General features: G+C 58.7%; 20 protein-coding genes. 9 read left to right on the top strand and 11 right to left on the bottom strand.

The window, feature by feature from the left end:
• Window positions 1–116: 116 nt before the first annotated feature.
• The 5 genes from fnr to FHC48_RS10185 all read right to left on the bottom strand — a co-directional run bounded on the left by fnr (window position 117) and on the right by FHC48_RS10185 (window position 5,902).
• The gene (gene fnr, locus FHC48_RS10205; protein ID WP_006174991.1) at window positions 117–869 is read right to left on the bottom strand and encodes a fumarate/nitrate reduction transcriptional regulator Fnr; all 753 of its coding nucleotides are present in this window, start codon (window positions 867–869) and stop codon (window positions 117–119) included.
• 183 nt (window positions 870–1,052) lie between these two features.
• Entirely contained in the window at window positions 1,053–1,568 is a 516-nt protein-coding gene (gene ogt / locus FHC48_RS10200; RefSeq protein ID WP_021241159.1) for a methylated-DNA--[protein]-cysteine S-methyltransferase, read from the bottom strand.
• Between the two features lie 10 nt (window positions 1,569–1,578).
• Entirely contained in the window at window positions 1,579–3,105 is a 1,527-nt protein-coding gene (gene abgT / locus FHC48_RS10195; protein WP_059362451.1) for a p-aminobenzoyl-glutamate transporter, read from the bottom strand.
• Between the two features lie 41 nt (window positions 3,106–3,146).
• Window positions 3,147–4,592, bottom strand: a complete 1,446-nt coding sequence (locus FHC48_RS10190; RefSeq protein ID WP_045372886.1) for a M20 family metallopeptidase — start codon at window positions 4,590–4,592, stop codon at window positions 3,147–3,149.
• Window positions 4,592–5,902 carry a M20 family metallo-hydrolase gene (locus FHC48_RS10185; protein ID WP_045336041.1) on the bottom strand — a complete coding sequence of 437 codons (1,311 nt, stop codon included), beginning with the start codon at window positions 5,900–5,902 and terminating at the stop codon, window positions 4,592–4,594. Before FHC48_RS10185 ends, FHC48_RS10190 begins: the two co-directional genes overlap by 1 nt.
• Window positions 5,903–6,077: 175 nt before the next feature.
• Between FHC48_RS10185 and FHC48_RS10180 the strand changes: the two genes are divergently transcribed.
• Together FHC48_RS10180 and smrA are read left to right on the top strand one after the other, a co-directional pair.
• Complete coding sequence (locus FHC48_RS10180) at window positions 6,078–6,989, top strand: LysR family transcriptional regulator (RefSeq protein WP_059362448.1); 912 nt, start codon at window positions 6,078–6,080, stop codon at window positions 6,987–6,989.
• Window positions 6,990–7,345: 356 nt separating this feature from the next.
• The gene (gene smrA / locus FHC48_RS10175) at window positions 7,346–7,909 is read left to right on the top strand and encodes a DNA endonuclease SmrA (protein ID WP_059362446.1); all 564 of its coding nucleotides are present in this window, start codon (window positions 7,346–7,348) and stop codon (window positions 7,907–7,909) included.
• A gap of 27 nt (window positions 7,910–7,936) precedes the next feature.
• Here smrA and FHC48_RS10170 read toward each other — a convergent pair whose 3' ends face one another.
• The gene (locus tag FHC48_RS10170; protein ID WP_008500534.1) at window positions 7,937–9,598 is read right to left on the bottom strand and encodes a methyl-accepting chemotaxis citrate transducer; all 1,662 of its coding nucleotides are present in this window, start codon (window positions 9,596–9,598) and stop codon (window positions 7,937–7,939) included.
• 143 nt (window positions 9,599–9,741) lie between these two features.
• Between FHC48_RS10170 and FHC48_RS10165 the strand changes: the two genes are divergently transcribed.
• From FHC48_RS10165 to umuC, 3 genes are all read left to right on the top strand, one after another.
• Complete coding sequence (locus FHC48_RS10165) at window positions 9,742–10,608, top strand: aldo/keto reductase family oxidoreductase (protein WP_025911510.1); 867 nt, start codon at window positions 9,742–9,744, stop codon at window positions 10,606–10,608.
• Window positions 10,609–10,767: 159 nt separating this feature from the next.
• Window positions 10,768–11,202, top strand: a complete 435-nt coding sequence (gene umuD, locus FHC48_RS10160) for a translesion error-prone DNA polymerase V autoproteolytic subunit (RefSeq protein ID WP_008500532.1) — start codon at window positions 10,768–10,770, stop codon at window positions 11,200–11,202.
• On the top strand, window positions 11,186–12,448 hold the full coding sequence (umuC, locus tag FHC48_RS10155; protein WP_008500531.1) for a translesion error-prone DNA polymerase V subunit UmuC: 1,263 nt from the start codon (window positions 11,186–11,188) through the stop codon (window positions 12,446–12,448). The genes umuD and umuC overlap by 17 nt, the downstream gene beginning before the upstream one ends.
• A 7-nt stretch (window positions 12,449–12,455) precedes the next feature.
• On the opposite strand, the gene FHC48_RS10150 is transcribed toward umuC, so the two are convergent.
• Window positions 12,456–13,352: a LysR family transcriptional regulator gene (locus FHC48_RS10150; protein WP_059362612.1), complete on the bottom strand. Its 897-nt coding sequence runs from the start codon at window positions 13,350–13,352 to the stop codon at window positions 12,456–12,458.
• 97 nt (window positions 13,353–13,449) lie between these two features.
• On the opposite strand from FHC48_RS10150, the gene FHC48_RS10145 reads away from it, so the two are divergent.
• Complete coding sequence (locus FHC48_RS10145; RefSeq protein WP_046091846.1) at window positions 13,450–14,505, top strand: SDR family oxidoreductase; 1,056 nt, start codon at window positions 13,450–13,452, stop codon at window positions 14,503–14,505.
• 75 nt (window positions 14,506–14,580) lie between these two features.
• On the top strand, window positions 14,581–15,027 hold the full coding sequence (locus tag FHC48_RS10140; protein WP_059362609.1) for a hypothetical protein: 447 nt from the start codon (window positions 14,581–14,583) through the stop codon (window positions 15,025–15,027).
• Window positions 15,028–15,093: 66 nt separating this feature from the next.
• On the opposite strand, the gene FHC48_RS10135 is transcribed toward FHC48_RS10140, so the two are convergent.
• A complete protein-coding gene (locus tag FHC48_RS10135) occupies window positions 15,094–16,074 on the bottom strand; it encodes a nitronate monooxygenase family protein (RefSeq protein ID WP_046091844.1) in 981 nt (326 codons plus the stop codon).
• A gap of 134 nt (window positions 16,075–16,208) precedes the next feature.
• Between FHC48_RS10135 and FHC48_RS10130 the strand changes: the two genes are divergently transcribed.
• Window positions 16,209–17,093, top strand: a complete 885-nt coding sequence (locus tag FHC48_RS10130; RefSeq protein ID WP_059362606.1) for a LysR family transcriptional regulator — start codon at window positions 16,209–16,211, stop codon at window positions 17,091–17,093.
• On the opposite strand, the gene FHC48_RS10125 is transcribed toward FHC48_RS10130, so the two are convergent.
• Window positions 17,065–18,510 (bottom strand): PLP-dependent aminotransferase family protein, encoded by a 1,446-nt coding sequence (locus FHC48_RS10125; RefSeq protein ID WP_119312094.1) that lies wholly within the window; start codon window positions 18,508–18,510, stop codon window positions 17,065–17,067. The genes FHC48_RS10130 and FHC48_RS10125 overlap by 29 nt on opposite strands.
• Before the next feature lie 96 nt (window positions 18,511–18,606).
• On the opposite strand from FHC48_RS10125, the gene FHC48_RS10120 reads away from it, so the two are divergent.
• Window positions 18,607–19,374 (top strand): arylamine N-acetyltransferase, encoded by a 768-nt coding sequence (locus tag FHC48_RS10120; protein ID WP_045336029.1) that lies wholly within the window; start codon window positions 18,607–18,609, stop codon window positions 19,372–19,374.
• A gap of 18 nt (window positions 19,375–19,392) precedes the next feature.
• Here FHC48_RS10120 and FHC48_RS10115 read toward each other — a convergent pair whose 3' ends face one another.
• Window positions 19,393–22,470, bottom strand: a complete 3,078-nt coding sequence (locus tag FHC48_RS10115) for an efflux RND transporter permease subunit (protein ID WP_220420528.1) — start codon at window positions 22,468–22,470, stop codon at window positions 19,393–19,395.
• Window positions 22,467–23,615 carry an efflux RND transporter periplasmic adaptor subunit gene (locus FHC48_RS10110; protein ID WP_119312095.1) on the bottom strand — a complete coding sequence of 383 codons (1,149 nt, stop codon included), beginning with the start codon at window positions 23,613–23,615 and terminating at the stop codon, window positions 22,467–22,469. The genes FHC48_RS10115 and FHC48_RS10110 overlap by 4 nt, the downstream gene beginning before the upstream one ends.
• Between the last annotated feature and the right edge of the window lie 75 nt (window positions 23,616–23,690).

Below are 23,690 nucleotides of genomic sequence, written 5' to 3'. Positions count from 1 at the left end.
CCTTTTGGGTGCTGTGTGGGGACGTGCTACGGTGAAAAGTGCAGATATAAGACGGGGTAACAGGCCAGACCCATAAATCAGGAAAATTTATCGGTCTGGCAGTATACGTATGGCGTTTACGCCACGTTGCGGGCGTGCCCGGCAAGAACGGCCAGCGCTTCACCGTTTTCGATAGTGATGTATTTACCCTTAACGGCCAGCATCCCGCTTTTCTGGAAACGACCCAGCAGACGGCTGATGGTTTCCACGGTCAGACCCAGGTAGTTACCGATATCGCCACGCGTCATGGTCAGACGGAATTCACGCGGCGAGAAGCCACGCTCGGCGAAGCGGCGGGAGAGGTTGTAGATAAACGCGGCCAGGCGCTCTTCTGCATTCTTTTTGGAAAGCAGCAGAATCATGTCCTGATCGCCTTTGATCTCACCGCTCATCAGACGCATCATCTGCTGACGCAGGTTAGGCATCTTGCCGGACAGATCGTCCAGGGTTTCAAACGGAATTTCGCAAACCATCGAGGTTTCGAGTGCCTGAGCAAAGCTCGGGTGATGGCCCGTACCGATGGCATCAAAGCCTACCAGGTCACCTGCCAGATGGAATCCGGTAATCTGCTCATCACCTTGCTCGGTGATGGTGTAGCTCTTGATGGTGCCAGAACGGATAGCATAGAGCGATTTCAGTTCGTCTCCCGCTTTAAACAGCGTCTGCCCTTTCTGAATAGGCTTTTTACGCTCGATGATATTATCAAGCTGATCGAGTTCATGCTCATTCAGGGTAAACGGGATACAGAGCTGGCTGATGCTGCAATCCTGGCAATGGATAGCACAACCGCCAGACTGAATGCGTCGTATAATTCGCTTTTCCGGGATCATAGGTTTGCTCAAGCCTTAATTGATATTGGTCAATTTTAACATCTTTTTGGTAAGTACGTAAGCCTGACAAACCCTCAATAAGGACAAGAGACGGCAATGTGTCGCCATCTTCTTGAAATTCCACAGCTTGATTATGGATTTTTAGCCTAACCGGAAGAAAATTAAGCACAAAAAGCCTGGGAACTAGAGTAAGAGATACCCTTCGTGACGCAGCAACCACTCTTTTCGCTGCACGCCACCGGCATAGCCGGTGAGGGTGCCGTTGCGGCCAATAACGCGATGGCAGGGCACCACGATGCTGACCGGATTAGAGCCGTTCGCGGCACCTACGGCACGTGCGGCCCCAGCGCGACCTAACTGCTCCGCGAGCTGGCCGTAATGCATCACCTGTCCGCAGGGAATGGCCCGCAGCGCCTGCCACACTTCGCGCTGAAAAGGGGTGCCCGCCGTGGCGGTGGGCAGCGTGTCGATGATGCTGAGATCGCCTTCGAAGTACGCTGCAAGCTTGTCGCTCAGTCCACCCGGATTGGTGGCGCGGATACGTTCATACCCCTGGGCGCGGTAGTGAATCGCAAGCAGTTCTTCCATGCGGTCGCTGTGCTCTTCCCACTCAACGGCGCGCAGGCAAAACTGCTCGTCCGCGATCACCCACAGCGGCCCAAGCGGCGTCGCAATCTTGTCTTCGAGTAATCTCAGCATCCTCATTCCCTTAGTTCAGCCTCGGGTAGATCCCCGGCCCAATCGGCAGGCCGACAAGATACCACGCCACCAGCATCACCAGCCATACCCCTAAAAAGATAAGCGGGTAGGGTAAAACCAGCGAATAGTAGGTACCCAGTTTGGCCTCGGGTTTATAGCGCTGCAGGAAGCCTAAAAACAGCGGAACAAACGGCGAAACCGGCGCCAGCGGGATAACCGAAGAGTCCGCGATGCGGAACAGGATCTGCGCGAAAGCCGGGTGGAACCCCAGCATCATAAACATCGGCACGAAGATCGGGGCCAGAATCGACCAGATGGCGGAGCCGCTGGCGATAAACATGCACAGCAGGGATGACAGCAGCGCCAGACCGACAAACGCCGGCACGCCGCTTAGCCCGGCAGCCTCCAGCGCGTCGGTGAGGCCCACGGCCATAAACTTGCCCATGTTGCTCCAGTTAAACATCGCCACAAACTGGGCCAGCGGGAACACCATCACGATAAAGCCCGCCATCTCCTTCATCGGCTCGATCATCAGTTGCGGCAGGTCACTCTGGCGGCGGATTTTGCCGGTGGCGATACCGTAGGCGAGCGAAACAACAAAGAAGAAGAGGATAATCAGCGGCACGATGCCCTGAATAAACGGCGAGGGCAGGACCGTATGTTTAACCGGATCGCGCAATATGCCGTTTTCCGGTACCACCATCAGCGCCACCGCGGCAATAAACGCCAGCGAGACAATCCCCGCCACGCGCAGGCCGAAGCGCTGCTCTTTGCTCAGGGTTTCCAGCTTTTCATCACTGCGGCCTTCCCATTTACCCAGCCGCGGCTCGACGATCTTATCGGTAATCAGCCCGCCGACAATCGTCAGGACAATGACCGAGCTTGCCATAAAGTACCAGTTGTCGATCACGCTGACGTGCATGGCCGCATCAATGGTTTTCGCCGCCTCCGTACTGATGCCCGAGAGCAGCACGTCGGTGGTCACGATCAGCAGGTTAGCGGTAAAACCGCAGCCCACCCCCGCAATCGCGGACAGCAGGCCCGCCACGGGATGGCGCCCGACGGCGAGGAAGATCAGCGCCCCCATCGGCGGCATGATCACCAGCGCGGCGTCGGAGGAGATATGGCTGAAGAAGGCGATAAACAGCACCATGTAGCTCGCGTAGCGCGCGCTGACGTGAGAAGCCATCTTCACCATCAATGCGGGCAACAGGCCGACGCGTTCAGCCAGCCCGGCGCCCAGCACCAGCGCCAGAATGGCGCCGAGCGGGGCGAATCCGCTGAAGTTTTTAATCACGTTGGGTAAAAACCAGTGCAGCCCTTCAATGCTCAGCAGGTTTTTCACCGCCACCAGGCTGCCGTCGGCCGGGCTGCGCACGCTGACATCAAAGGCGGAGAGCACGGCGGTGGCGACCATCAAAATCACAATCAGATAGATAAAAAGCAGGAAAGGGTGCGGCACTTTATTGCCGATCCTTTCAACCCAGCCATAGAGCTTACCGGATGGGGAATGCGAAGGTATGGATGACATACTCATGGGCGTTCCTCGGGAGTGTTGTGTTGTTGTGTTGTGTTTTTTTATTTTAAAGGTGACGGTGTCACGCCCGGTGGGATCGGACACGCGTACGGTTTTTCTTCTAGTTGTTGTTCGAACTCTTCACGGCATTTTTTCAGCAGCGCGGCGTCCTGCAGCAGATTGAGCGCGGTCGCGCCCATCACTTTCCCGGCCAGCAGCATGCCCTTGTGGGCAATAGAGGTTCGCCCCTGAGATACCAGCTGCCAGGTGTGCAGCGGCGTGCCGACGGTAAAGCAGGGGCTGAAGCACTGGGCGACCGGCATTTTCCAGCTGACGTCACCCACGTCGGTTGAACCTGCCAGCACGTTGTCGGTGACGGCATAAGGCGCGACTTCATCCACCAGCAGCGTCGCCTGATGACGACGGGCAAAGGCTTTACCCGCTTCACCACCCGTGGCGGCAATATTTTTCAGGCTATTTTGCAGATCGTTGGGCGTCAGCGTGGCGCGGATCTCGCGGGCAAACTCTCGCTCTTCGTCGGTCCACTCCGGCGTGCCGTAGTGCTGCAGGGCGCGATACATCGCGGCCTCAAGCGTGCGGTTCGGCAGGTAGCTGGAGCAGGCTTTATCAAAGCGGCACTCGACGGTCGTTTCGGTCATCATCGCCGCGCCCTGGGCGATTTTCTCGATGCGCTCGTAGATCTGCTGCGCATCCGCCATCTCCGGGGCGCGGATCAGGTACAGCACCTCGGCCTGCGCCTGCACCACGTTGGGCGAAATCCCGCCGGTGTCGGTAATGGCGTAATGGACGCGCGCTTTCTCGATGATGTGTTCGTTAAGGAAGTTGGTGCCGGTGGTCATCAGCGTCACGGCGTCCAGGGCGCTGCGTCCCAGGTGAGGGGAGTTGGCCGCGTGCGCCGCCACGCCGTGAAAACGCCAGGCGGCCTGAATATTCGCCAGCGTACTGACGTTAAACATCCCGGCAAAGGCTTCCGGGTGCCAGGTGACGGCGGCATCGACGTCATCAAACAGCCCTTCGCGCACCATAAAGGTTTTCCCGGAGCCGCCTTCTTCACCGGGACAGCCGTAAAAACGCACCGTTCCGCTGCCGCCGTGCTGCTCCAGCCAGCTTTTCACCGCCACCGCGCCCGCAAGCGCTGCGGTGCCTAAGAGATTATGTCCGCAGCCGTGGCCGTTAGCCCCCGGCGTGGCGGTTTGCGCCGTCGCGCAGTGTGCCTGCTGGCTTAACCCGGCCAGCGCGTCGTACTCGCCCAGCAGGGCGATAACCGGTTTTCCGCTGCCGAAGCTGGCGATAAAGGCATTGGGAATACCGCCTGCCTCGCGGGTCAGCGTGAAGCCTTCTGCTTCCAGCTCGCTGGCCAGCCGTTCGGCGGACCAGAACTCTTCAAAGCGGGTTTCGGGACGATCCCAGATCGCGTCGGCAATATCGGTTAACGTCCGACATCGCGTGTCGATCGCATCGGCAATAAAAGCGTAGTTCTCCTGCATCACACACCTCGCGTCCACGGGAAATTGAGCGCTGTTCGCGCCAGCGTTTCGATGGCGATAGTCATGACCTGCTCATCGAAGTCGAATTTTTCGTTGTGATGTCCGGCGCTCAAATCCGTGCCAAACACCATATAGGACGCCATGCCGCCGTTCTGCTGCACGCGGGCCATCATCAGCGTGGCGTCTTCGGAACCCGCTGGCGCTTTCACCTTATCGATGGCATGAACAACCCCGGAAACCTGGCTCGCCTGTTCGCGCAGATAATCCACCCACGCCGGTGTCGGCGCGCTGGAGGTGGCAGCCCCCATCAGGCGCATCTCCGCGCTCACGCCATAGAGCGCCGCCGCGCCGGTAATGACGGCCTGCGCGCGTTCAAAGACATACTGATTAATCGCTTCGCTTTCGCCGCGGGTTTCAACTTTGATCAGGGCATTCGCGGGCACCACGTTGCGCCCGCTGCCCGCCTGCATCACGCCGACGTTCACCCGGGATGCGCCGTCGCTGTGCGGGGCGATGCTGTGCAGGGCGAGGGCGGCCTGCGCGGCGGCGAGCAGGGCGTTACGCCCGTCCTCCGGCTTACCGCCCGCGTGTGCGGCCACGCCGGTGAAGCTCACGTCGAACTTGGTGGTGGCCATAAAGTTATCGCTGCCGCAGATCACCGTACCGGCAGGGACGCCGGTACCAATATGAATGGCCGTGAAATAGTCCACGTCATCCAGCGCCCCGGCGGCAACCATGGCGCGCGCGCCGCGCGTGCCTTCTTCAGCAGGCTGGAAGATCAGCTTAATGGTGCCGTTGAGCCGGGCTTCATTCTGCTTAAGCACCTGTGCCAGTCCCAGACCAATGGTGGTGTGGCCGTCGTGCGCGCAGGCGTGCATCATACCCGGATTGCAGGAGGCAAACCCGTCGCGGAACGGGCGATGGCTGTCGTCGAGCGCTTCGCTTAAATCAAGGGCGTCCATGTCCACGCGAAACGCCAGGGTTGGGCCCGGGCGGCCGGTATTCAGGGTGGCGACAATGCCGGTAAAGCCGCCTTCAAACGGCGCCAGCCATTTCTCAGGCGCGCCTTGCGCCCGCGCGCGGGCAAACTCTCGCGCCAGGGTTGCCTCATCGGGCAGCCCCATCCGGCTTTCGGCATCGACCACGTCACGGCCCATCGCCAGTTCGTAACCCAGCGAGTTCAGGGTCTCCGCAACTTTCGCGGCGGTACGAAACTCTACCCAGCCGGATTCCGCAAAATGGTGAAAATCGCGACGCCACGCGCTCAGTTGCGGGGTTAACGTCTGGATGTACTGCGCCAGTGTGTCCATATCTGTTCCTGTCATCATGAAAATATGTGAACTGCTTCACGCTGTGATAGTTTTTACTTATCACTAACCGATTTTTCACAGTTTTAACCGTTCAGGAATTACCCTCGCACATCCCTTTCCAGTAAAGTAGATGACAGTTTCTTTACTCTGATAAACAACGGTTATCGGTCGGGCTATGTCATTTCAGGTTAAATTCCATCATCTCCGGGCGTTTGTTGAAGTCGCACGTCAGGGCAGCATTCGCGGTGCCAGCAGGACGCTGAATCTTTCGCAGCCGGCGCTGACCAAATCCATCAAAGAGCTGGAGGAGGGCATGGCGGCGCAGCTTTTCGTGCGCAGGAGTAAGGGCGTGGCGTTGACCGAATGCGGCGAGGGTTTTTACCAGCGCGCCCGGTTAATTCTGGAAGAGCTGCGCGCGGCGCAGGATGACATTCGTCAGCGGCAGGGGGAACAGGCCGGGCAGATCAACATCGGGATGGGGGCCAGCGTTTCGCGCAGCCTGATGCCCGCCGTTATCACCCGCTTTCATGCCCAACATCCGCAGGTCAAAGTGCGGATAATGGAAGGGCAGCTGGTGTCGATGATCAACGAATTACGGCAGGGAGAGCTGGATTTCACCATCAATACTTATTATCAGGGACCTTACGACCAGGAATTTACGTTTGAAAAACTCTTTGAGAAGCCATTTGCGGTATTTTGTCGCGAAGGGCATCCGGCAACGGGGGCAACGTCGATTAACGAACTCCTGCATTATAACTGGACAATGCCGACGCCGCGGGGAAGTTATTATAAGCAGCTAGAAGAGGTATTTAGCCATCGCTCGCAAATACCGCAAATTGGTGTGGTCTGCGAAACCTTTTCTTCCTGCATAAGCCTGGTTGCGCAAAGTGATTTTCTAAGCATATTGCCGCAGGAGTTAGGCTGTGACCCGCTTCTGGCGCACCGTCTGGTCATGCTGCCGGTTGTCGAATCGCTTCCAAAAGCAGCATATTATTTAATTCAGCGCCGTGATTCACGTCAGACGCCCCTGGCTGAATCATTAATTACGCAGTTCAGACGGGAAGCGAGAAAAATAATCTCGGCGTGAAAGGGAGATAATAAAAAAACAGGATCTGCCCGACATCAGACAGATCCTCCAGTACACACAGCAGTGCGTCCTTTCGCCAATCCTGAATATTATATCCATGAAGCAGGTATATTTAGGTATAACACCTTTTTCGCAAAAAGAAAGGATGTCGAGTGTTTGATTTTACGAAAATTTAACACAAATCACTTATTTCATCTTTACTGAAATTTTAGTTAAGTCGTATTTAAATCCATTTTATAAATACTATATATATTCATCAGGTTAATATTTGCGGCTCATGAGGGCCTGTAACGGTGATTGAGGCCTGTCTCGGGCACAGGTATAGTACCGTCCTCAGTTGTAGCCGGAGGATATCCATGAACCCTGACGACAAATCCTTTTTTCTTGACGCCATGGAAGATGTCCAGCCGCTGAAGCGTGGCCCGGATATTCACTGGCAGCCCAGCCGCAATACGCGGGCGCGCCAGGAGGTGGATAGTGAACAGCTGGATAACTTCCTGACGCTGGATTTTCTTGACCTTCTTCCCCTGGAAGAACCGCTGGCGTTCCAGCGCGAAGGGGTGCAGCAGGGCGTTATCGAGAAGCTGCGCTCGGGTAAATATGCCCGCCAGGCCAGCTTAAACCTCCTGCGCCAGCCCGCCGAACGCTGCCGTCAGATGCTCTATTCTTTTATCTGCCAGGCCAGACGTGACGGGTTACGTAACCTGATTATCATTCACGGGAAAGGGCGGGAGCAGAACTCACATCCTAATGTGGTGCGCAGCTATCTGGCGCGCTGGTTAACCGAGTTCGAGGATGTACAGGCCTTCTGCGTGGCGCTGCCGCATCACGGCGGCAGCGGGGCATGCTACGTTTCACTGCGTAAATCCGATGAAGCCAAACAGGAGAACTGGGAGCGGCACGCCAAGCGCAGCCGCTAGCGGGCGATTTCCTCGCCCGCCGGTGATTCAGAAGGTTTCCCAGTTGCTGTCGGTGGCGGCGTTTGCGGTTGCCGGGCGCAACAGCTGAGGCGTTTTCACGCTGGCCGGACGTGGAGCTACCGCTTTTTCTTTGCCATTCAGACGAAACGCGGCCACCGCCTGGCGCAGCTGTTCGGACTGATCTTCCAGCGCCGCTGCCGCCGTGGCGGACTCCTGCACCAGCGCGGCGTTTTGCTGCGTCACGCTGTCCATCTGCGAAACGGCCAGGCTCACCTGTTCAATGCCGCGGCTCTGCTCGTCAGAGGCAGAGGAAATCTCGCCCATGATATCGGTCACGCGGGTCACGGCGGCGACGATTTCCTTCATGGTAGTGCCTGCCTCGCTAACCTGCTCAGAACCGGTATTCACGCGGCTGACGGAGTTCTCGATAAGCCCTTTGATCTCTTTCGCCGCCTGCGCGCTGCGGCTCGCCAGGGTCCGGACTTCACCTGCAACAACCGCAAAACCACGTCCCTGTTCCCCGGCGCGTGCCGCTTCCACCGCGGCGTTAAGCGCCAGAATGTTCGTCTGGAACGCGATGCTGTCAATTACGCCGGTAATATGCGCAATTTGCTGCGAACTGTCGGCGATCTCGTTCATGGTGCGAACCACGTTATCCACGACGTGACCGCCGCGCGCGGCCGTTTCAGAGGCGTTTTTCGCCAGCAGCGTGGCCTGACGGGCGTTATCGGAGTTCTGTTTAACCGTCGCGGTCAGCTCTTCCATGCTGGCGGCGGTCTCTTCGAGCGAGGCGGCCTGCTGCTCGGTGCGGGCGGAAAGATCGTTGCTTCCTGCGGCAATTTCGCCTGCGCCGGTGTAGATGGAATCGGTACTTCCGCGTACGGCGCTGACGGTGGTCACCAGCGACTGCTGCATCTCATGCAGGCCTGCGGCCAGCTGACCCATCTCATTGCGGCCCGAGATAGCGATCTCCTGCGTCAGGTCGCCCCCTGCAATGGCGCGAATATGGTCCATAATGGAGTGGAGTGGTTTTAACAGCAGGTGCTGTAAACCCTGCCAGATGACCACCAGAACCGCGATAACGGCCAGCAGAATTGCCGCCAGCGTCCACTGCATCTGCGTGAAGCTGCTCTGATTCTCTTCGGTTGCGGCCTTCAGCAGGGTGTTGTTTTCGGCGCGCCAGCGGTTATAGACCGCTTCCATATCGTCCTGCGCCTGCTGCGCATCCAGATCGCCATAGGCCTGATAGTTGTCGGCGCGCAGATACTCAATCGATAAACGCATGACTTCGTGCATCTGGTTCCAGGATTTCTGCATCTCGTCGGTCAATGCCGCCTCCTGGCCCTTAACCTGCGGCAGTTTCTGCCACTCTTTGTTATAGGCTTCGGCTTTTGCCAGCGAGTCGCCTGCGGTGCCCAGCAGTTTATTGATCGCCGCCAGGGAAGCCGGGTCACGCTGGTTTTTCAGGTAGCGGATCGCCACGCGGGTGACGGTGACGCGCGTTTTCACCAGCGTGTTCACGCTGTCGCTCAGGCTTTCCTGCTGGGCATTGAGCACGCCGGAGTTCTGGAAGTTATGGCGATCGTTACTGACGGCAGAGTAGAACAACCCTCCCGTGACAACTTGCAGCAGGCAGAATATGGTGAGGGCAAAGATAATACCGGTAATCACGTGCAGATTTTTCAGCATAGCGGTCGTCCGTTAGAGAAGATGCAGGGTTACTTCATTACTATCGTCGTAGAGAATGTAAACTTTAATTAACTCGCGCTTAACTAAGGGGCCCTTTTGGGAACCTGTTGTAAATCCGGATCATTTTTATGAGGAAGGTCAACATGAGCAGCATTGATAAAAGCGGGACATACGCGCTCGGGACGCGGACGGTGAAACGGCTGGGCTACGGCGCGATGCAGCTGGCCGGGCCGGGCGTCTTTGGGCCGCCGAAGGATAAGCAGGCCGCGCTGGACGTGTTACGCGAGGCCGTGGCGGCGGGAGTGAACCACATTGATACCAGTGATTTTTATGGTCCTCATATCACGAACCAGCTGATCCGCGAGGCGCTTCATCCTTATCGGGACGATCTGACGATCGTCACCAAGATTGGCGCCCGTCGCAACGACAAAGGCGCCTGGCTACCGGCCTTTTCTGCGCAGGAGCTGACGCAGGCGGTGCATGACAACCTGCGTAATCTGCAGCTGGACGTGCTGGACGTGGTGAACCTGCGGATCATGTTTAGCGCACACGGGCCAGCGGAAGGGTCGATTGCTGAACCGCTCTCCATCCTGGCAGAATTACAGCAGCAGGGGCTGGTGCGGCATATTGGTTTGAGCAACGTCACGGCCACCCAGGTCGCGGAAGCGCAGAAGATGGTGCCGGTGGTGTGCGTGCAGAACATGTACAACATTGTGAACCGGGGTGACGATGCGCTGGTGGATCTGCTCGCGCAGCAGGGGATTGCGTATGTGCCGTTCTTCCCTCTGGGCGGCTTTACGCCGCTGCAATCGTCCGGGCTGAAGGCTGTCGCGGATTCACTGGGCGTCACGGCAATGCAGGTTGCGCTGGCATGGTTGCTGCAGCGTTCTCCGAATATCCTGCTGATCCCGGGCACCTCTTCCGTGGCGCATCTGCGGCAAAACCTCGCGGCGGGGGAACTGCAGCTGCCGCCTGACGCGCTGGAAACATTGAATACGCTGATGGACTGATCGTCACAGGCGCAAAGCCCGACATGTGCTTCCGGGCTTTGCGCGTTTTAAATCTTCTGACACTTCAACGCGTTTGGGTTCGCTTCCGGAAATGACCTTGATCCCTGACCATAATCCGTAATACTGTATTTATATACAGTATATGGCGAGAAAGGCATCATGGACACTCTCTTTTCTTATCAACCAAAACAAATCATTGAACTACCTTTGTTTTTAGAACGTGTTGCCTGTGGGTTTCCCAGCCCGGCGCAGGATTATGTGGAGGATCGTCTCGATCTTAACCGGCTGGCAGTGAGGCACCCCAGTGCGACCTATTTTATCAAGGTGAGTGGAGACTCCATGATTGGCGCGGGGATTGGCGACGGCGATCTGCTGGTGGTTGACCGCTCGTTAAATGCCGAACATGGGGATATCGTCGTGGCGTCGGTCGCCGGTGAGTTTACGGTGAAAGAGCTACAGACGCGCCCGGTTCTGAGGCTGTTGCCACATAACGCCCGCTATCAGCCGATTACCTTTCAGTCCGAAGAGGAGCTGCAGATCTTCGGCGTCGTCACCCACACGCTTAAAACGCATAAACATGTTCGCGCTGGTTGATGTGAACAGCTTCTATGCCTCCTGCGAGAAGGTATTCCGCCCCGATCTGGAGGGGAAGCCCATCGTGGTGGTGTCCAACAACGACGGCTGCATAATTTCACTCTCGCGGGAGGCAAAGCAGTTCGGCATAAAAATGGGTGAGCCCTATTTTAAATTCAAAGAGAAGCTTTTTCCGGCGAGGGTTTACGTCTTCAGTTCGAACTATGCGCTGTATGCCGACCTCAGCAGTCGGGTGATGCAGACGCTGACGGATCTGGCTCCGGCCATAGAAATTTACTCGATTGACGAGGCGTTCGTGAACGTTTCAGGGATCGGTAACTGCATGTCGCTGGACGCGTTCGGACACCAGATGCGCACGCAGGTCTTTAAAAACACGGGTTTAACCGTTGGCGTCGGCATTGCCCCGACAAAAACGCTGGCGAAGCTGGCCAACTATGCGGCGAAACGCTGGGCCAGTACCGGCGGCGTGGTCGATCTGTCGGGCCGCGAGCGGCAGCGTAAACTGCTGGCAAAGGTTCCGGTAGAGGAGGTATGGGGCGTAGGGCGGCGCATCACGAAAAAACTGAACGCGATGGGGATTACCACGGCGCTGGAGCTGGCGGAGGCCTCCTCGTGGGTCATTCGCAAACATTTTAACGTGGTGCTGGAGCGTACGGCGCGCGAGCTTCGCGGCGAGCCCTGTCTTGACCTTGAAGAGTACACCCCCACGAAGCAGCAAATCATCTGTAGCCGTTCGTTTGGTCATCGCATTACGCAATATGAAGAGATGCACCAGGCGATTTGCGCCTACGCGGAACGCGCCGCAGAGAAACTGCGCGGCGAGCATCAATACTGTCGTTTTATCAGCGTGTTTGTGCGCACCAGCCCGCATGCGGACAACGAAATTTATTACGGTAATCAGGCTTCGGTCACCCTGATGACGCCCACCAATGACTCGCGGGATATCATCCGTGCCGCCACGGAGGCGCTGGGGCGGATATGGCTCGACGGGTATCGCTATATGAAGGCCGGGGTCATGCTGGCGGACTTTTTCAGCAGCGGCGTCGCTCAGCTTAATCTGTTTGACGACAATCGCCTGCGCGCCAACAGCGCGGCGCTGATGGAGATGATCGACAGCGTCAATCACTCCGGCAAAGGGAAGATATGGTTTGCCGGGCAGGGGATTGAGAAACCGTGGGCCATGAAGCGAGAGATGTTGTCACCGGCCTATACGACGCGGTACGCGGATTTACCGGTGGCGAGGTAAAAGGCGGTTATTTTGTGGCGTTGTGGGTCGCGATCTCAGGCAGTAATTGCTCAATCACGCTGACGACCTTTCTGACGCGCTGCGGAATAAAGCGGGCATCAGGATAAACGGCATAGAGGAAGCGATCGGGTAACCGCCAGTCGGGCAGCACCGGTACCAGCGTGCCCGCCTGCAGAGCCCTGGCCACGAGCGGTCGCTGCATGCCGCCGATACCCATGCCGGATTCCAGCGCCTGCAGCAGCGCGTCGCTGGTGTTGGCACGGAAAACGGTATTCACGTTGACCTCGACCGTTTCCTCGTCAGACATCAGGCGCAGGGGGGCATCCAGCGGAATGCCGCTGAACCGCACGTGTGGCAGCGTCGCCAGTTCGCTGACCGCGCGTACCGCCTGAAAGCCGGGGGCGGCAAACAGTGCAGCTTCAATCCGTCCCAGCACGCGAGCCGCGTGCGCCTGCGGAGGCTCGCTGCTCAGCCGTATCGCGACATCCACGCCCTCCGCCACCAGATCGGCAAGGCGGTCATCCAGGGAAAGCATCAGCTGCAGTTCGGGATGCAGGCGCTGTAGCGCCAGCAGATGCGGCAAAATGATCTGCCCCAGGCCGCTCGGCAACTGGACATGGACGCGTCCCTGAACGCTATGATCGACAGGATGTAAACGCCTCTCCGCTTCCCCCATGGCGTCCAGCACGAGCTGCATATCACGCCGGTAGCGTTCCCCTTGTTCGGTCAGCTTCATCGTACGCGTCGTACGGTGCAGCAGTACCACGCCAAGCTCTTCCTCAAGCGCCGCGATCTGTTGACTGACGGCGGACTGCTTAATACCGGTCTGACGGGCAGCCGCTGAAAACGAGCCCGCTTCAGCGACGCGCAGAAAGGTAGAAATGGCATTGAGCTTATTATTCATTTAATGATTTTGCTTATAAGTGCCATCGGTTTCATGGGATATCTCCAGTAAAAATAATATATCACACTGCGTCTGTCACCCTTTCCGGAGAAATACCATGAATAATAGGCAGCAACACAACGTCGCCCTGGTCGCGGGCGCCAGCGGCATTGTCGGCAGACAGATGGTCAACACGCTCCTGCACCATCAGTGGCAGGTGATCGGCCTTAGCCGCCATGCCGGGTCGCATCCTGACGGCATTCCGATGGTCAAGATCGATTTACTGGATGAAAAGGACAGCGCCCGGGCGCTGCGCTCCCTGGACGGTGCCACCCATCTCTTTTACAGCGCCTGGGCGAACGCGGCGAACTGGGAAGACATGGTTGAGCCGAACGTCACCATGCTGCGTAATCTGGTCAGCATCCTCGAAAAAACGGCACCTTTGCAGACGGTAAGCCTGATGCAGGGGTACAAGGTCTACGGCGCGCATCTGGGACCGTTTAAAACCCCGGCGCGCGAAAGCGATCCCGGCGTACCGGGTGCCGAATTTAACGCCGCGCAGCTTGCGTGGCTCAGCCAGTTTCAGCGGGGAAAGCGCTGGCACTGGAATGCCATCAGGCCGGGCGTGGTAGGGAGTGCGGTACCGGGCAATGCCATGAACCTTGCGCTGAGCATTGCCCTGTACGCCTCCCTGTGCAAGGCGCTGGGTTTACCGTTGCGTTTTCCCGGTTCGGAACAGACCTGGCACAGTATCGTTGACCATACAGACGCCGGTCTGCTGGCCGACGCCACTCTGTGGGCCGCCGCGTCACCTGCGGCACAGAATCAGGCGTTCAACGTGAATAATGGCGATATCTGGCGCTGGAGCGAGCTCTGGCCGCGCATCGCACGCTGGTTTGACCTGGACTCTGCACCGCCGGTGAGGCTGTCATTTCATCAGCTGTTTACGGACTATCGCGGCGTATGGCGCGAGCTTGCCGGAGAGCGGCTGGTGGAAGCGGATATTCTGCAGCTGAGCGACGGGCGGTTTGCCGATTTTGTCTTTAGCTGGAATTACGACATGTTTGGTGACGGGAGCAAGCTGCGCAGGGCGGGCTTTACGCAAATGCAGGCGACGGATGAGATGTTTTTCCACCTGTTTGCGCAGTTGAGAGCCGCGCGGATTATTCCCTGACCGTAAGGGTTGTTGTCATCAACGATCGGCGCGTTATACTCACGCGTTAAAATGAATGTATTGTGGGGCAGGGATATGCACGAAAGTCTAAAAATGATATCAGTCGCTCTGCCCCTCATTGCGCTTCTCATTCTGTTAAGCTTTTTGGTCAGACGCATTCGCCAGGCAAAACGTATCATTTCAGACCGTAACGGGATGAAAAAGATCTCTGCCAGTCCCTCCATATTTGGCGGGAATGGAGGTAAAACCTGGTTTTATGATGACCAGTTTTTATATGAAGTTAAAAACAACGCCACCCGTAAAATTGCGCTGGCTAACATCATTAAAATCAGACCGGGGAATACAGAGATAAACAGCAGACGGGTCTGGATTGTTATTTACCGCGACGGTGTTAATGAAAAGCAGGTGCAGTTTTATAACAATCTTACCCTCTGGAATCATAACTTCACGGCTTTTCTGGCAGCGGTAAAACGTGCCAATCCTGACGCTGTGGTTAAAGAACGCGCAATCCTCAATGTGTGAAAAAGAACCGCAGACGGTTTGCGGACGCTGCTCCTGTGCAGCGCCCATAGCATCAGGGTTAAGGGCTTACTCAACCGTTAACGCATCGACAACCTCGGCCACGCTTTTCACGCTTCGGATATTCCCGATCCCCGTGCCGAGCGCGATATAGCCTTCATCGGTGTTACCTTCCAGCATGCCCAGGCGCAGGCCCCGTAATCCGCCCATCGCCTTGCCCAGCGCTTCGTTGCTTGCGCCCGCTTTATCCATCGCCGCCAGTTTTTCCGCCAGCTTGCCGGGGAGAGAACGATAGTAGTGGGGGACAGTGCGGAAAAGCAGCAGGTCCAGGCCGTTGGCGGCAACAATTTTCTCTTTGACCCCCTGCGGCACGCGGCTTTCTTCGGTACTGATAAACACCGAGCCGGCAAACACGCCTTCCGCACCCAATGCATGCGCCGCTCTGGCGGTGCGATTATCGGTAATACCGCCCGCGGCCATCACCGGGACGTGCTTCACGGCATCGGCAATCAGCGGCACGATGGAAAAGGTACCCAGCGCCGTCGCGGGTAGCGTCCCGCCTTCGTCAAAACCGGTGGCGACGATGATGTCTGCCCCCATTTCTTCAGCCAGAAGGGTGTTTTCCGGCGTGGGATTGATGTCGCGGTAGATAATGGCAATGCCCGCCTCTTTTAACTCATTGAACAGCGCGGGAATAATGCTGCCTTCCCCATAGCCCGTATACACCACGGCCCTGACGCCTTCCTCTTTTACCACCTTAAGAATTGGCCCGGTCCAGACGTCATTAACGGCGGTGGGGATCAGGTTCACGCCGAAGGGTTTTTCGGTCAGCCGTTTGGTTTTCCGAATTTCTTCCCGCATTTTTTCGGCGGTTGCTTCCGGCGTGGAGACCGCGGTATCGGCGGTTAAACCGGCGTTGGGGCCCAGCACGCCGAGTCCTCCGGCATTGCTGACCGCGGCCACTAAACGGGCATCAGTAAGCCAGGATAACGGTCCCTGAATAACGGGCTTTTCGATACCCAGGATCTGACAGATACGGTTATTTTTCATAGCAGACTCTCCCTTACGTTTGAATGAGGGAGAGTGTAGAGAGGAAGATTGTTAGGAAAAATAGCCAAAAACATTCATCACTGTTATAAAATTAATAACAATCATTTTCTCCCGCTCGCGGCAAGACATCTCTTATGCAAATAAACCTCTTTGAATCTATTCGGATTTTTATTGAAATTGTCGACTCGGGGAGCCTTACCCAGGCGGCGGAAAATCTGCGGGTCCATCGACCGGCAGTGACCAAAGCGCTGCAGCTTCTGGAACAACACAGCGGCACGCGGCTCCTGCAGCGCACCACGCGTCGGATTAGCCTGACGCCGGATGGGGAAGCCTTTTATCGCCGCAGTAAACCCCTGCTGGCGCAGGCGGACGAATTACTGGAGTCGTTTGGCGCCGATCGACCGATACACGGCCAGCTGCGTGTGGATATGCCCATCTCTTTTGCGGCGCTGCGGGTGATACCCAACCTGCCTGATTTTTATCGTCAGCATCCTGATATCGACATCATCCTGAGCAGCTCTGACCGCCGTCGGGATATGCTGCGGGACGGCTTGGACTGCGTGCTGCGGGTGGGCGAGCTGGACGACGGCGACTATATCGCGCGTAAAATCGGGAACATTAAAATCACGACCTGCGCCAGCCCGGCCTGGCTGGCTGAACACGGTACGCCAGAAACGCTGGAGGATTTACGCAAGCATCAGGCGATTAACTGGATTAACAACAGCAGCAGGCACGTTCAGCCGTGGACGTTTACCACGCCAGAGGGCGTTGCGGAGATCGCGCTATCCGGTAAGCTCGTGGTGGATAACTCCGAGGCCTACATCGCGGCAGGCCTGGCCGGGCTGGGGGTAATGCAGGGAATGAATCTCTTTCTCCAGCCTTACATTGACCGCGGCCTGCTGGTTGAGGTCCTGCCTGAATATCGTTCGCCGGACCGCAAACTGTCACTGCTCTACCCACACCGTCATCTCTCCCGCAAGGTACGGGTATTTACCAAATGGCTGGAGAGTCTGGTGTGAAAGCGGCCAGCTCATGGCATAGCGCACCAATCTGCTCCACGGCATTGAGCAGGCGGGGCGTCGGTTCGTTTGCACAGTTTAGCCGCAGAAAGTGCGTGAGTTCTGCGCCAGGGGAAAACAGGGGGCCGGGGCTGACGCCAATACCCCGCGCCAGCGCGCGGCGATGCACCTCCAGCGCGTTGACCTGCGGAGGAAGTTCTACCCACAGCAGAAAGCCAGCTTCGGGGACGTTTACGCGGGTACCGGGGGGGAAACTGGCCTTGACCCGCACCACGACGGCGGCGATTCCCTCTGCGATCCGCCGCTTTAGCCGCCGCAGGTGACGGTCGTAGTCGCCGCTTGCCAGCATCTCGCTCGTCGCGGCTTCCAGCAGCGGCGCGCCGGCCCACTCTCCGGCCATGCGGGCCTGCAAGACCTGCGGGTAATAGCGTCCGGCGGCAATCCAGCCGATTCGCCACCCCGGTGCAAGCGTTTTTGACAGGGAGCTGCAGTAAATCACATTCCCGCTCTGGTCGAAGGCTTTGCAGGCCGGAGGACGTTGCCCGTCACCGACCAGGTCACCGTAAACGTCGTCCTCAATCAGAGGAATACCGGCTTCTTCAAGCAGAGCAACCAGTTCCTGCTTGCGCGCGACGGGCATGCTGGCACCCAATGGGTTTTGCACGGTGGGCGAGGCCAGAACGGCCGCGGGACGGTGGCAGCGGATGGCGTCAGCCAGCGGTTCCAGTAACAGACCTTCAGCAGGATCGGTGGGGATTTCTAACGCCTTCAGGCCTAAATCCTCCAGCAGCAGGAGCGTGCCAAAGTAGGCGGGCTGCTCCACCGCCACCACATCACCTGGCTGACACACGGCCCGCAGGGCCAGGCGCAGCGCCTGCGTCGCGCCCGCGGTGATAATGAGATCGTCCGCGCCGAAGCGGGCTCCCCACTGCGCAGCACGCGCCGCAATCTTGCTTCGTAAATCACGCCTTCCCGGCGGCAGGCTGTAGCTCTGCCCATGCGCGTCCAGACGACGGCCCACGGAGTGTAACGCCCGCTGTAGCGCCTCCCCGGGCAGCCACGCGGGATCGGGCAGGGCGGCGCCCAGCGGGATCAGCCGGGCTTCTGCGCTGCTGAACAGCGAGCGGGCCACGGCGGACATAGTCACGGGCACCGGGCCCGGCGTGGAACGCGCAGGCTCCGCGCGCGGAGGGAGGCTGATCTGGCGGATGTAATAACCTGAACGCGGTCGCGCAACGATCAGCCCTTCAGCCTCAAGGCAGCGAAGGGCCTCCAGCGCCGTCGGAAGGCTCACGTGCTCGCGTTCGGCCAGTTTACGCGCGGAGATCATCCGGTCACCGACTCGCAATGCTCCTGAAGAGAGCGTGAGGCGCAGACGCTCAGCAATCCGGCGATAGTGTGGGGAGGGGGCAGACATGGGTATCTGTTCAGGCTAATTTTCGATAAAACTGACTATACAGCCAATGATGTGCGCCATCTATAGTGTCCGGCATGTTCAGGACAAGGAGGCATTATGCACAGCGATAATTTCGACATTTCCTCGTATTTCAAACGCATAAACTACACCGGACCGGCGGCGGCCGATACGTCCACCCTTCATGCGCTGATGCGTCATCAGCTCTTTTCCGTTCCCTTTGAAAATCTGGACGTGCAGGCGGGGAAAATTGTCTCGCTGGCACCAGACGACATTGCCGAGAAGGTGTTAAAGAAAGGGCGCGGCGGGTACTGCTATGAGGTTAACGGGCTTTTTGCCATGGCGCTGGAAGCACTTGGCATTCCTTACCGTTTTGTGGCGGCGCGCCCGATGTTCTACCCCGCGCGGCGGCCGAAAACCCATATGGCGCTCATCGCCGAGGTGGAGAGCCGCCAGTGGCTTTGCGATCTCGGGTTCGGCAGCTACGGCATCCGCGCGCCAATGGCGCTGGACACGCTTGACGTGGAAATCACCCAGGACTTCGACACGTTTCGCCTGAGCCGCAGCGCGGAGGGCGAGTATCTGCTCGAGGCGAAGGTGGAAGGCGAATGGGCCCGACAATACGGCTTCGATCTCACGCCTCAGGAGTGGATTGATTTCGTTCCGGCCAACTACCTTAACTCGACGCATCCTGAGGCTATTTTTGTGCAGAAGCGGGTGGTGGTGCAGCACAGCCCGGAAGGGCGCCAGATTTTGCTGGGCGATATGCTGAAAACCATCACGGCGAACGGCACTGAAACGCGGCAGCTGGCGGAGGAGGACATCCGCCATGTCCTGAAAGACCGTTTTGCGCTGACCGCCGCGTAATCGGAGAAAGATGGGGACTCAGCCCGGCCCGTCGGCTGCGGCTTTGCGCTGAGCCCCCCACTGTAACAGCAGGCTAAACGACGCGGGTAACACGGTCAGCGTCACCAGCGTCGCAGCCAGCAGCCCGCCGATGATGGCATAGGCCATTGGGCCCCAGAAAACCTGGTGAGAGATCGGGATCATGCCCAGAATGGCGGCGCAGGCGGTCAGACAGATGGGTCTGGCCCGGTGCTCCGCGGCCGCCATAATCGCGGCATTATTTGCCATCCCCTGAGCTAGATTGCTGTCAATCTCGCTAATCAATATCACCGCGTTACGCACGATCATCCCCGCCAGGGCGATGACGCCCAGCAGCGCGACAAACCCCATCGGCGTGCCGCCAGGCAGCATAGCCAGCACGATCCCCGGTAAACCAAACGGGGCCATCAGGAGCGCCAGCAGCATCCGGGAATATCGCCGCAGCTGAAGCATCAGCAGTATCAGCATGATGACCAGCGTCACCGGAAGAACGGTAAAGACGGAGCTGTTCCCCTTATCCGATTCGGCAACCGCGCCGCCTTCTTCAATGCTGTAACCTGCGGGCAGGCTCGCGCGCAGTTTATCGACCGCCGGACGCAGCGCGGCGGATACCGCTTCAGCCCTCAGCCCCGGGGCGAGGTCGGTTTGCACCGTGATAAAGGGCACGCGCTGGCGGCGCCAGATGACCGGATCGTCCACGCCCCAGACCGGCGTTGCGACGGCGCTGAGCGGAATTTTTTTACCGTCATTCCCCTGAATCGTGAGTGAGGCGAAAGTGGCGGTGCTCTGGCGCGCGCTGTCCTCGGCCCTGAGCACCACGTCGACAAGGCGGTCATTATCTCTGATGGACGTGACAACGCTGCCGGACCAGACGGTATTCAGCGTGCGGGCAAGGCTTTCTGACGATATTCCCGCCGCTCTGGCCGCCGTCTGATTCACCTTAAGGGTGATGACCCTCTCCGGCTCTCCGGCCGTCTGGTTAACGTCGCGTGAGAACGGGGAGCGGCCAATCGCGTCCGTGAGACGGTTCGCAAGCGCCCGGACCTGCAGATAATCCGGCCCGCTCACCCGGTATTTGATGGGCCAGCCGACGGGAGGCCCCAGCTCAAGGGGCGACACGCGGGTGATGATGTCGCTAAATTGCGTCGCCAGGATCGTGTTGAGCTGTGCGTGCAGACGATCCCGCGCCGCAAGATCCTTCGCGACCACAACCATCTGGGCGATATTTTCATTTTCCAGCAGCACGTCCATCGGCAGGTAAAAACGGACGGCGCCTGAGCCAACGTACGTCGAAAAGCGATCGATATTGCTGTTGTCGGCCAGCGCTTTTTCCAGCTTTTCCACCTCTCTGAGCGTTTCCGGCTGCGACGCGTTGGCCGGAAGCGTCAGGCTGACCAGCAACTCGGGCCGGTCCGAGGCGGGGAAAAACTCGCCCTGCATAAACGTCGTGCCGTACGCTGACAGCCCCAGCGCGGCAAGCGCAATCAGTACGGTAGCGAGACGGTGGCGGAGCGCCAGGCGTAAAAGCCGTCCATACCCGCGCGCGATCCGTCCCGGTCCTGCCGCGTGATGTCTGACTTTTTCCGGCAGGAGCCACGTGCCCGTTAGCGGCGAAAACAGGATCGCGACGGCCCAGGAGCAGAGCAGGGCGATGAGCACCACCGCAAACAGGGAGAAGCAGTATTCACCGGCGCTGGAGGCCGCAAAACCAACGGGAATAAAACCGGCAATCATGACCAGAGTACCGGTGAGCATCGGGAAGGCCGTCGTTTTGAATGCATAGGTGGCCGCGAGTCGGCGGGAATCCCCCGCTTCCAGTCGGGAGACCATCGTTTCGACGGCGATCATGGCGTCATCCACCAGCAGGCCCAGGGCAATGATCAGCGCCCCGAGCGAGATACGCTGAAGGCCAATACCGGCGAGCATCATGCCGACAAACGTCATGGCAAGCACCAGCGGAATGGCCGTCGCCACCACCAGTCCGGCCCGCAAACCCAGCGAGACAAATGAAACCGCCAGCACGATAACAACGGCTTCGATAAGTACCCGGATAAACCCGCTTACCGCTTCACTCACCACCGCTGACTGATCGGCGACTTTCACCATCTCAATACCGTGCGGCAGCCCGGCGCTGAGGGCCGCCATTTTTGCGTTCAGCGCAGCACCGAAACGCAGCATGTTGCCTGTCGGCGCCATCGACACCGCCAGCCCGATAGCCGGTTTGCCGTTCACCCGGTAGGCCGGGGCCGGTGGCTCGGCGATTTCCCGGGTGACGGTGGCAATGTCGGTCAGCGGAATATAGCGATTGTTAACGTGCAGCGTGACGGCGCGCAAACTCTCTTCGGTGGTGAGCGCCCCGCTGACCTTTATCGCCATGTTCTCCTGCCCGGTACGCATCGTTCCTGCCGGGACAACGGCGTTTTGCGCCCGGAGGGCGTCGGCAACGTCCTGAATATCCAGCCCCATCCCGGCCAGGCGCGCCGGAGAAAAGGCGAGAACCCACTGCTCCTGCTGTTCGCCCAGCAGGGTGGTTTTGCCCATATCCGGCAGGGACATGAGTTCGCGCCGTATTGTCTCTGCGCGATCCCGCACCTCCCGCAGGCTGAACCCTTCGGGAATAAAGGCGTAAATTGTGCCGAACGTGTCGTCAAACTCGTCATCCACGGCAGGACCCTGCACCCCTTCGGGCAGGGACGGCGCGATGTCCTGCATTTTTTTGCGAACCTGATACCAGATATCGGGCACGCGTTGCGGGGGCGTATCGTCACGGAGGTTGACGTGGATAACGGTGCGTCCGGCACGGGTTTCACTTTCGAGATAGTCCAGCCAGGGCGTTTCCTGCAGCTTTTTTTCAAGCGTATCGGTCAGCAGGCGGGTGGTATCCGTCACGGAGGCTCCCGGCCACTGTGCGGAGACGACGGCCGTTTTAATGGTGAATGCCGGATCTTCGTTACGCGGCAGCTTTTCATAGCAGAACACGCCCATCGCAATCACCAGCAGCATGAAAAAGCTGACCATCTGCTGGTTCTTCAGCGCCCAGGCGGAGAGGTTAAATTGGGCTTCCGATCCTGTGTTCATGGCTGAACCTCTCCGGCCATCACCGGCTCGCCGGATCGTAATGTGCTCACGCCCGCCGTAATCACCCTGTCGCCGGGCTCAAGGCCGGAGGCAATCATGACGGAGGTGGCCGTATAGCCGACGGGCACCACCACGCGCAGCTGCGCCCGCGACTGCGGGGTAATCACAAAAACCGCCGATTTGTCGCCGGCTCGGGTCAGCGCCGACGCGGGAAGCGCGTACCCGTGCGGGGCGGCGGAGGGCAACGTCACGGTGACGCTGGCGCCCAGCGCCATGGCCTCCGGCGGGTTTTGCAGGGTGGCTCTGACGCGCCACGTGCGGGTCTGAGGATCGGCCTGCGGGGTGATATCCCGCAGCAGGGCAGACGCCTGCACCGACGGGTCGCCGAGCAGGGAAACCTGCAAAACCGCCTTATCCAGAGGCAGGATCGCATCGGGCGCGGCAATATCAAACGCCACGTCGCGGGCTTCCCCGGTCGCCAGCGTCAGCACGGACTGGCCGTCGCTGACAACCTGTCCCGCAGAGGCGCTCACGGCCGTGATGACGCCCGCTTGCGGCGCGATCAGGCGCGTCCAGCCGAGGCTTTCGCGGGCATTTCGCCATGCGGCCTCGCTGCTTTTTAAGCGCGCGCGGGCGACAAGCCAGTCAGCCCGGGCGCTGTCGAGCTGCGTGCGGGCTATCGCGCCCGTTGGCATAAGCTTTTGCATGCGACTGACGTTAAGCGCGGCGACCTGGGCTGAGGCTTTGGCGCCTTCATAGTCGGCCGTGGCGCTGTCGAGCTGGTTTTGCCCGGTCGTATTATCAAGCGTGGCCAGCAGCTGCCCGGCAGTGACCCGGTCGCCAATATCAACGCTACGCGTCAGTATCCGGCCTCCGGTGCGAAAGCTCAGGGTCGTTTCATCGTGGGCATGGATCTCACCGGTTCTTTCCAGCGCGGGAAGGGATTGGGCGGAGCCAACGACGACGTAGCGTACCTTACGCACTGGATCAGGTTTGTTTTCGTGTTTATCACCGCAGCCGGCCAGCGGAAAAATCGCCAGCGCAAGCAGGGCCAGGGGAAGAAAATGCAGCCAGGAAAAGGTGCGCGCCACGCCGTACAAATGATGCAGGCAGTGGCGGAGGGAGAGAAAAAATTCGTCTGACATAACGCCGCTCCATAAAGGGAATGGCGTTATTAAATGCGCGCTACGTCGAGAAAGATTCGATGTTCTGTCAAGGCT

The organism is Enterobacter sp. EC_50, assembly GCF_019584525.1.
GTDB lineage: Bacteria > Pseudomonadota > Gammaproteobacteria > Enterobacterales > Enterobacteriaceae > Enterobacter > Enterobacter roggenkampii.
The sequence above is the reverse complement of the archived record's forward strand: the minus strand, read 5'-3'. Positions and strand labels throughout refer to the sequence as shown.